6 protein-coding genes and 2 pseudogenes are annotated in these 8,690 nt (G+C 63.4%); 5 read left to right on the top strand and 3 right to left on the bottom strand.

Annotated elements, in window-relative coordinates; translation table 11 throughout:
- Positions 1-133 (top strand): annotated as a pseudogene (locus VFG49_RS19295) (IS30 family transposase); the annotation flags it as partial.
- 47 nt (positions 134-180) lie between these two features.
- On the opposite strand, the pseudogene VFG49_RS14645 reads toward VFG49_RS19295, so the two are convergent.
- Both VFG49_RS14645 and VFG49_RS14650 read right to left on the bottom strand, forming a co-directional pair.
- A pseudogene (locus VFG49_RS14645) lies at positions 181-1,230 on the bottom strand (NRAMP family divalent metal transporter); the annotation flags it as partial.
- A 203-nt stretch (positions 1,231-1,433) separates the two neighbouring features.
- Positions 1,434-2,408 carry a cation diffusion facilitator family transporter gene (locus tag VFG49_RS14650; RefSeq protein WP_324861778.1) on the bottom strand — a complete coding sequence of 325 codons (975 nt, stop codon included), beginning with the start codon at positions 2,406-2,408 and terminating at the stop codon, positions 1,434-1,436.
- 503 nt (positions 2,409-2,911) lie between these two features.
- On the opposite strand from VFG49_RS14650, the gene VFG49_RS14655 reads away from it, so the two are divergent.
- Positions 2,912-3,565, top strand: coding sequence for a glutathione S-transferase family protein (locus tag VFG49_RS14655; protein WP_324861780.1), 654 nt, complete (start codon positions 2,912-2,914; stop codon positions 3,563-3,565).
- Positions 3,566-3,653: 88 nt separating this feature from the next.
- Here VFG49_RS14655 and VFG49_RS14660 read toward each other — a convergent pair whose 3' ends face one another.
- On the bottom strand, positions 3,654-4,256 hold the full coding sequence (locus tag VFG49_RS14660) for a peroxiredoxin (protein WP_324861782.1): 603 nt from the start codon (positions 4,254-4,256) through the stop codon (positions 3,654-3,656).
- Positions 4,257-4,834: 578 nt separating this feature from the next.
- Here VFG49_RS14660 and VFG49_RS14665 point away from each other — a divergent pair.
- The 3 genes from VFG49_RS14665 to VFG49_RS14675 all read left to right on the top strand — a co-directional run.
- Complete coding sequence (locus VFG49_RS14665; protein ID WP_324861785.1) at positions 4,835-5,887, top strand: alpha/beta fold hydrolase; 1,053 nt, start codon at positions 4,835-4,837, stop codon at positions 5,885-5,887.
- Between the two features lie 342 nt (positions 5,888-6,229).
- On the top strand, positions 6,230-7,768 hold the full coding sequence (locus tag VFG49_RS14670; protein WP_324861787.1) for an FAD-dependent oxidoreductase: 1,539 nt from the start codon (positions 6,230-6,232) through the stop codon (positions 7,766-7,768).
- 162 nt (positions 7,769-7,930) lie between these two features.
- On the top strand, positions 7,931-8,690 hold a 760-nt coding region (locus VFG49_RS14675), incomplete at its 3' end, for a cytochrome c (RefSeq protein WP_324861789.1).

Raw genomic sequence — 8,690 nt, forward strand, 5'->3', positions numbered from 1 at the left:
GGACGCCATCGCCAAGCGTATGAACATGAGGCCTCGCGCCACCTTGAACTACCATTGTCCAGCCGAAATGTTCATGCGCGCACTCGGGCGGGACGACCTGGCCGATGCTATCGATGGTGCACTTCTACGTTGACACCGCCACGCTTTGATCGGGTCAACCGGGGAAAAGGTCAGTGCAGCACCCAGTGCCATCGAGCCGACCAGTACGACATAGAAAAGCCTGGCCTGCCCGGGTTTGCGCGCCAAACCGTAAGGTGCGTTCGCCGCGCCGGTCACTGCGAACGCCGTGGCACCGGCCAATACGGGAACGGCCAGCAGGCCGGTGCTGACGATTCCCAGCGAGAACAACGTAAAGGCGAAACGCCCGGCGACCGGCCTCAACGCTTCGGCGGCATCGGATGCCGAGGCTATGTCGGTTTTTCCATGTGCATGCAGCGCTACCGCCGCCGTCAGGATCATCGCGAAGGCGATCACGTTCGAAAAGACCATCCCGACCGTGGTATCCAGGGCAATGCGGCGCAGTGCGTCCGGTGCCTGATGATTGGCCTGGCGCAAGGGCTCCCGCTCATCGCTCTGCTTGAGTTCCTCCACTTCCTGCGCGGCCTGCCAGCAAAACAGGTAGGGGCTGATGGTGGTGCCCAGCACGGCGACCACTGCGGTGAGGTAGCCCGCGTTCCACTGGATGCTGGGTGCCACCGTGGAACGGAACGCGACGCCCCAAGGTATCCGCACGGCGAAAAGCGTCGCCACGTAGGCAAACAAGGTCAGCGCCAGCAGCTTGAGTATGGGCGAGTATCGATCGAACGGCAGGAAGACCTGGAGTGCCGTGGAGCCCACCGCAAAGATCAATGCATAGAGCAGCGCCGGGCCGCCGATCAACAGCTGCATGGCCGCCCCCATCGCGACCAGGTCTGCGCCGATATTGATCACGTTGGCTACCACCAGTAGAGCCACCAGAAACCAGACGATCGACTTGGGTAATTGGTGCGCGAGCGTGTCAGCCAGTCCGCGACCTGTTACGCGACCGATCCGGGCGCTCACCATCTGGATGGCGATCATGAGCGGGATCGTGAGGAATACCACCCAGAGCATGGCGTAGCCGAATTTGGCGCCGACTTGCGAGTAGGTTCCCACGCCGCTGGGATCATCATCGGCAGCGCCCGTGATGAAGCCAGCACCAAGGCGCTTCAGCCACGACGATTTCTGCGAATCCCCAGGCTTGTCGGCCATGACCCGTGCTCGATGATGCAAGGGCACTATCGTTCATGGCGGGTCGTGAATCCGTGCAGCGCGATATGTCGTGCGCACGTGATTTTGAACGGCGCATTCAGACGACACGACGTGAAGCTGTCGCCAGTCCTTCATGGAGCCCTCACTGGCGAGTCGATGCGCAGAGTCTGGCTATCCCGTCTGCGAAGAAGCGAGGGCCACACCTACCGAACTTGCGTGCGCTGCGCCGCCTCGCTGGGCTTGCGTCGCGGTTCGAGGAATATGCGTCGAATCTCGGGATGGTTCTTGCGAATAGCGGCTTCGATATCGGCAATGGCGCCCTCAAGCTGAGGGACGGTCAGCTCATCCTTGAACTTGATGCTGGCAGCAACGAGCACATCATGAGGCGCGAAATGCATGGTGAGCACGCGGTGGACGTCGATGACGGACGGATCGCCGCAAATCAGTTGATGAAGTTTTTCGCGGACCGTTTTCGTTGCCGCCTCGCCGGTGAGCAAGCCGCGACATTCGTTGGCCAGCAGCGTCGCGGTGGCGGCGAGGATGAGGCCGATGACCACGGAAGCCAGGCCGTCGTAGACAGTGTTGTTCGTCCATTGCGTCATCGCGATGCCGGCCAGGGCGACCAGCAGGCCGAGCAGCGCGGCGGTGTCCTCGAACAGCACCGTGAATACGGTCGGATCCTTGCTGAAACGGATGGCCTTTATCCATCCATAGCGCCTGTTGTCCTTGCGGAACTCGCGCAGCGCGAAAAGCCACACCGCCCCTTCGAAGACCGTGCTGATGCCGAGCACGAGGTAATTGACCCAGACGTATCTCATCGGCTCCGGATGAAGGATCTTGGCGATGCCCTGGTAGACCGAAACACCGGCGCCGAGGCCGAAGATCATGATCGCCACCACGAAGGACCAGAAATAGAGCTCAAGCCCGTGGCCGAAGGGATGCGACTCGGACGGTGGGCGCGCTGCGCGGCGCATCCCCAGCAGCATCAGCCACTGGTTACCGGTATCCACCAGGGAATGGACGGCTTCGCTCCACAGGGCTGAGCTTCCGGTAAAAATCGCCGCGACGGTCTTGGAGATGGCGATGGCAAGATTGCCGGCAAGCGCCGCCCAGACGACAGCCTTCGACCGCTCGCCGTGTTCGGCGGTGCCGGTGGACTGCTTGCTGTCTCGCGACATGTCCATGGTCGATGATCAGATCAAGGGGAAAACTCACCCCGAGAGAGCCACAGGTCCGGTGAAATTGCCTGCCAGCGGGAGTGAAGCGAGCATAAAGATCGCGTGCGCCACGCTCGGTGTTCATCAATGCATCGCTGGGATGAAATGGCGTGGGCTACGACGTTGCGGGTATTGGGCTATCGCCACGTAAAGGTGTCGATGTCTTATCGGCGTGCAACAGCAAGCGACCGCAGGAACAGGAGTGCCGCGCATAGCGCGACTGCGCGAGGCACGAGAGCCGTTCGTCCGGTGAAATCCGCGCCGGATATCGCCAGGACCACCTGCGCGGAAGGCGCCACCGATGGGCCGTAACACCGACCCGTCGGTGCCGAGGCCACATGTCGAATCCACGTCAGCCCGTTCGTCGCAGGTATGAACAGGCAAGGAGAATGACCCGTGTTCAAGATCACGATAGGCGCCACGGAACCCATGGCAGACGTCAGGCAGCCCTGTGGAGCACCACCATGATTCCCACCATCACTGCCTTTGAACGATCGCCTGACCGCGGCAGAGGGCTGGCGCGTGACATGCGCGTTCGCTGGGCGCTCGAGGAAGTCGGGCAGCCTTACGAAGTTCGTCTTCTTTCGTTCGGGGACATGAAGGAGCCCGCGCATCGCAGGCTCAATCCTTTCGGGCAGATTCCCACTTACGAGGAAGGCGATCTCGCCCTGTTCGAGTCGGGCGCGATCATTCTGCATATCGCCGAGCGCCATCCGGGGTTGCTTCCCGATGAGCCGAATGCACGGGCCCGCGCCATCACCTGGATGTTTGCCGCGCTCAACACGGTGGAACCACCAGTGTTCGAGCGCAGCCTCACCTTCATCCTGGATCGCGACAAATCCTGGTACGCGGACCGCATGGCCGTCCTCGACGAGCGCGTCCACGCACGGCTGGGCGAACTATCCCATCACCTTGGCAGTGCCGACTGGCTGGATGGCGCGTTCAGTGCCGCCGATCTGTTGATGGTGACGGTACTTCGCAGGCTGGGCAGCTCGGGCATGGTGGAGAAATTTCCGAACCTCTCCGACTATGTGGCGCGAGCCGAAGCGCGGCCTGCCTACCAGCGCGCATTCGGCGCGCAGCTTGAGGTTTTCAACAGCACGTCATCCGCCGGCTGATGCAGACGCGCCGTGGCCGGGGTGATCCGGCCATGGCGCGTCGGTGCCGCACGAACACTCCGCGCCCAGTCATCCCCGGCGCTTATCCTCAGGGAGCCTTCGCGTTCTTCATCTGCTGGACGATGGTGAGCGATTTGCTCACATGGTCCTGGGGATGCAGGTGGTCGAGTTCCGACGAGAACACGGCGGCAACCTTTCCATCGCGACCGATGACGAAGGTGGTGCGCGGAATGAAGCCGTGGTCGATGACGTCACCGCGCACATCCTTGGCATTGGCGACGGCGGCCGAGAGTTCCAGGTCATACGAGGCGGCGATCTTGCCATCCGGATCGGACGCCACCGGGAACTTGCCGGCGCAATAGTTGGGGTCGGCCGAGAAGCTGTTGAGGCGCTGGATGCTGTCGGCCGACACGCCGACGATGGTCGCACCGGCGGCCGCAAACTTTGCCGCTTCCGTGGCGAATGTGTGCGCTTCGATATCGCAGCCGCCCGTGTAGGCAGAGGGATAGAAGTACACGACCACCGGCCCGGACTTGAGCGCTTCGGCGAGCGAGAAGCTGATGGTCTTTCCGGCCTGGCTGGCCTGGGCGCTGAAATCCGGTGCGGCGGCACCCGGGCCGACGGCGGCGAATGCGGACGTGGTCAGGCTCAACGCAGCGACGGCAAGCAAACGCGCGAAACGATGGTTCATGGCAGTGGTGGTCCTTGTGGGAGATGAGGACGGCAGTGACTTGCCGGACGGGCTGCGGTGAGTGCCGTTCCTGTGGGTGAAGGTTGCGACGGGCGTACTGGCGGGATGGATGCCCTTCACATTGATGCCGGGATAAATCGATTTCTCACCTAATGCATTATCTAAATATCGCTTACATGCTATTGATTAACAACAATAATTTGTGATGAATTTGGCATTGCAGCGCGGCGTTATCTGGAGCCAGATTCTCTTGCGAACGACATCATGGCCCGTCCCGCGCGCCACGCTACTCCCATGCTCCCCGTCGTCAATCATTCGACCGCCAAGCCCGCCGCGTTACGCCGCTCGTCGGCATCGCTGCATCGAGCACTTGCACAAACCTTCGACAGGAGGTTGGGCATGAAGCAAGCGCGACTCGAGGCTCCCGCCGCCAGGACGAAGACTCCTTCCGTTTGTGGCTGGCAGCGGCGCTGGATTTCATGCGCGCGGTGTAACGCCGCTGACGCATCCATCGAATATTCCCCCACGTGCCGTCAAACCTGGCCCCACGACCACGTTCCACAACAAGGACACACTCCATGTCGGATTCCATCGATCAGCCGCGGCGAAAGTTTCTTGGTACCACCGCGCTAGGGCTCGCCGCCACGCAGCTTGGACTGGTGTCGCTGGCGAACGCGCAGACGCGCGAACCTGCCACCGCATCGCCCCAGCATGCTGCTTCTGGCGCGCACGCGTCCTTTGCACCGCTGAAGCATATCCAGGCGGGCGTGCTGAATGTGGCATACGCGGAGGATGGTCCGGCGAATGGCAAGCCGGTGCTGCTGCTCCACGGCTGGCCCTACGACATCCATAGCTATGTGGATGTGGCGCCGCTGCTCGCCGCCGCGGGATACCGCGTGATCATTCCTTATCTTCGCGGCTACGGCGACACGCACTTCGTCTCCGCCGACACGCCCCGCAACGGCCAGCAGGCCGCGCTGGGCGCCGATGGGCTGGCCTTGCTGGATGCATTGAAGATCAAGCAGGCCATCGTTGCCGGTTACGACTGGGGCGCGCGCACCGCCAACATCATGGCGGCGCTCTGGCCCGAGCGCTGCAAGGCCATGGTGTCGGTGAGCGGCTACCTCATCGGCAGCCAGGCATTGAATCGCGCGCCGCTGCCGCCCAAGGCCGAGCTGCAGTGGTGGTACCAGTATTACTTCTCCACGGAGCGTGGCGAAGTCGGCTATGCCAAGTACACGCACGACTTCGCGCGCCTCATCTGGGAAAGCGCCTCGCCGAAATGGACGTTCGACGACGCCACCTTCAATCGCAGCGCGGCGGCCTTCGACAATCCTGACCACGTGGCCGTGGCCATCCACAATTATCGCTGGCGCCTTGGCCTCGCCACCGGCGAGTCGAAGTTCGATGCGATGGAGCAGCAGCTCGCAGCCCTGCCCTCCATTGGCGTTCCCACCATCACGCTGGAAGGCGATGCCAACGGCGCGCCGCATCCTGACCCCAGCGCCTACGCGAAGAAGTTCACCGGCAAGTACGAGCACCGACTGGTCAGCGGCGGTATCGGCCACAACCTGCCGCAGGAGGCACCGCAGGCTTTCGCGCAGGCCGTGATCGACGTGGACACGTTCTGATGCGGATGAAACAGCCTGCCCGGATGAAGCCGCTTGGCGTGTTCACGCCTTACGCGCCCTGATCCCGGCAAACGCAGGGCGCCCGCCAGGCTGGCGCCCTGCTCTCAGGCCACATGGCCGCCGCCGATGTACGGGCATGGTGCCCCCCCCATAAACCCCGGCCGACAGGCTTTTGGTGTGCTGTCGTACCACGCGCATCGCCTACTCCGGCGCCTTTCGACGTGAACGCGCACCCGGCTCTCCCCGGCATTTCACGTGCGGAATGTCCGTGTTTCATCCAGGCTTGCCGAAGTTTCGGGTATCAAGGCCACGCAGGTGCACCCATCGGGAGACGAACCAGCCATGGCCAGCGACAGCAGCACCCAGCGCATCGATCTGGCACTGGGCATTCCCGTGGGCCAGTTGGACGACGGTGACTCCGTGGTTGGCCGGGTGGGCGAGGACGAGGTCCTGTTGTTGCGCAAGGGCAATGCTTTCCACGCCATTTCGCCCTATTGCACGCACTATCACGGTGAGCTCGCGGAAGGCCTGGTGGTAGGACGAACGATCCGTTGTCCGCTGCATCACGCCTGTTTCGATCTTGCAACAGGCGAAGCGCTGCGTGCCCCGGCGCTGGATCCTCTCGACTGCTGGCAGGTCGAGTCGATCAACGGCACCGTCCGCGTTGGCGAACGGATGCGCATGCCCGCACGCTACACGACATCGGACGGCGAGGCGCCGGAGTCGGTGGTCATCGTCGGCGGCGGCGCGGCCGGCATGGCAGCCGCGGTCAAGTTGCGAGGCTGTGGATTCGCAGGACGCGTGACGCTGCTGTCGGCGGACGACTTCCCGCCGTGCGACCGACCGAACCTCTCAAAGGATTACCTCGCCGGCACCGCGCCCGCCGACTGGATTCCGCTGCGTTCGCCTGACTTCTACACCGACAACACCATCGATCTGCGGCTTGGTCGTCGCGTCACCGCCATCGACCGCCCGTCGCACACGGTGACCACCGACAACGGCGAACAACTGCGTTACGGAAAACTGTTGCTGGCCACGGGCGCCGAGCCGGTACGGCTGGAAACCCCTGGCGCTGATCCGCAGTCGGTGCACTACCTGCGCACCTATGCCGACGCCAGCAGACTCGTCTCACGCAGCGAAAAAGCGAAGCGCATCGCCATCATCGGCGCCAGTTTCATCGGACTGGAAGTGGCGGCATCGCTACGGCACCGCGGCGTGGAAGTTCATGTGGTTGGGCGCGAAGCCGTGCCGCTGGAGCGCGTGATGGGTGCGGACATGGGGCGCTGGATCCAGTCGATCCACGAAGCACAAGGCGTGACTTTTCATCTTGAAACCACGGTGGAACGCGTCGAGGGAGGCGTGGTGTGGCTCAAGAACGGTGCTTCGCTGGGCGCATGCGACCTCATCGTCCTCGGTGTCGGCGTTCGACCGGTGCTGACGCTTGCCGAGCAGGCCGGCCTTGCCGTGGATCGCGGCGTCACGGTGAATCGATACCTGCAGACCAGCGATCCCGATATTTTCGCGGCGGGCGACATCGCGCGCTGGCCCGATCCGCACACGGGCGAACGCCTTCGTGTCGAACACTGGGTGGTGGCGCAATCCCAGGGCCAGGTGGCGGCGATGAACATGCTGGGTCAGCCGCAGGCGTACGAGCGAGTGCCGTTTTTCTGGAGCCAGCACTACGACACCACTATCCGTTACGTGGGACATGCCGAAGGCTGGGACCGCACGGAGATCGATGGCTCGTTCGAAGAGCAGGACGTCATCGTTAGGTATTTCCGCGGCCAACAGCTGCTGGCCGTAGCCGCCCTGGGGCGCGAACTGGATGCGCTCTACAGTGAAGCAGACATGGAAAAGGAGTTCGCGGCTACCGCGCGCTGATGTTCCGCTCCGGCCTCCGTGGTTGGATCAGAGCCATGCCATAAATCACTGGATGTCGGCCCTCGCTTTCCTGGGCTCGCTGGTGGGTCGAAGCAATGGATGCGGCGAAATGCCCTTGCGCTCGCATGCAGCTCATTCCGGGCGTAGACTTTACGGATGAGAATGACTCGCATTCGTCGCCTGCTTCGTGTCCTCCTGACATGGATGGTCCTGCTGGGTACTCCCGGCGCGTTGCTGGCCGAGACGGCGCCCGCCGACGTTACGCAAACCTGGCAGATGCTCGATTACCTCGCGGCGGACTACACCGGCGCGGTGAACCGCGGCGTCGTCACCAGCGAATCGGAATACCAGGAAATGCGCGAATTCGCGCGGCATGCGCGCGACCGCGTCGATGCCTTGCCCGCCTCGCCAGCGTCGGCACAGCTGCACGCACAGGCCGAGCGGCTGATCGCGCTGATCGACGCGAAATCCGCTGAGGCTGATGTCGCTCGCCAGGCGCATGCCCTGGCCGATGCATTGCTGCAGGCTTATCCCGTACCCACCGCGCCGGCCAGCACGCCCGATGTCACTCGTGGCGCATCGCTCTACCAGGCGCAATGCGCGGCCTGTCACGGTGCGCGCGGACATGGCGATGGTCCTGCCGGCGCAAGGCTCAATCCGCCGCCGATCGATTTCACCTCACAGGCGCGCGCCGACCAGCGCAGCGTGCTGTCGCTGTTCGAAGTCATCACGCAAGGTGTGCCCGGCACCTCGATGGCCAGCTATGCGCAAACCCTGTCCGTCGATGACCGCTGGGCGCTGGCCTACTACGTTGGCACGCTGGCCTATGCCGAAGGCGCCATCAGCGGCAAGCAGGCATGGGAGCACGATGCCCGCGCGCGCGGCGCCATCGCCTCGCCGAACGAACTTGCACGGGCGCGCG

It is taken from the genome of Dyella sp., from assembly GCF_035685885.1.
Taxonomy (GTDB): Bacteria; Pseudomonadota; Gammaproteobacteria; order Xanthomonadales; family Rhodanobacteraceae; genus Dyella.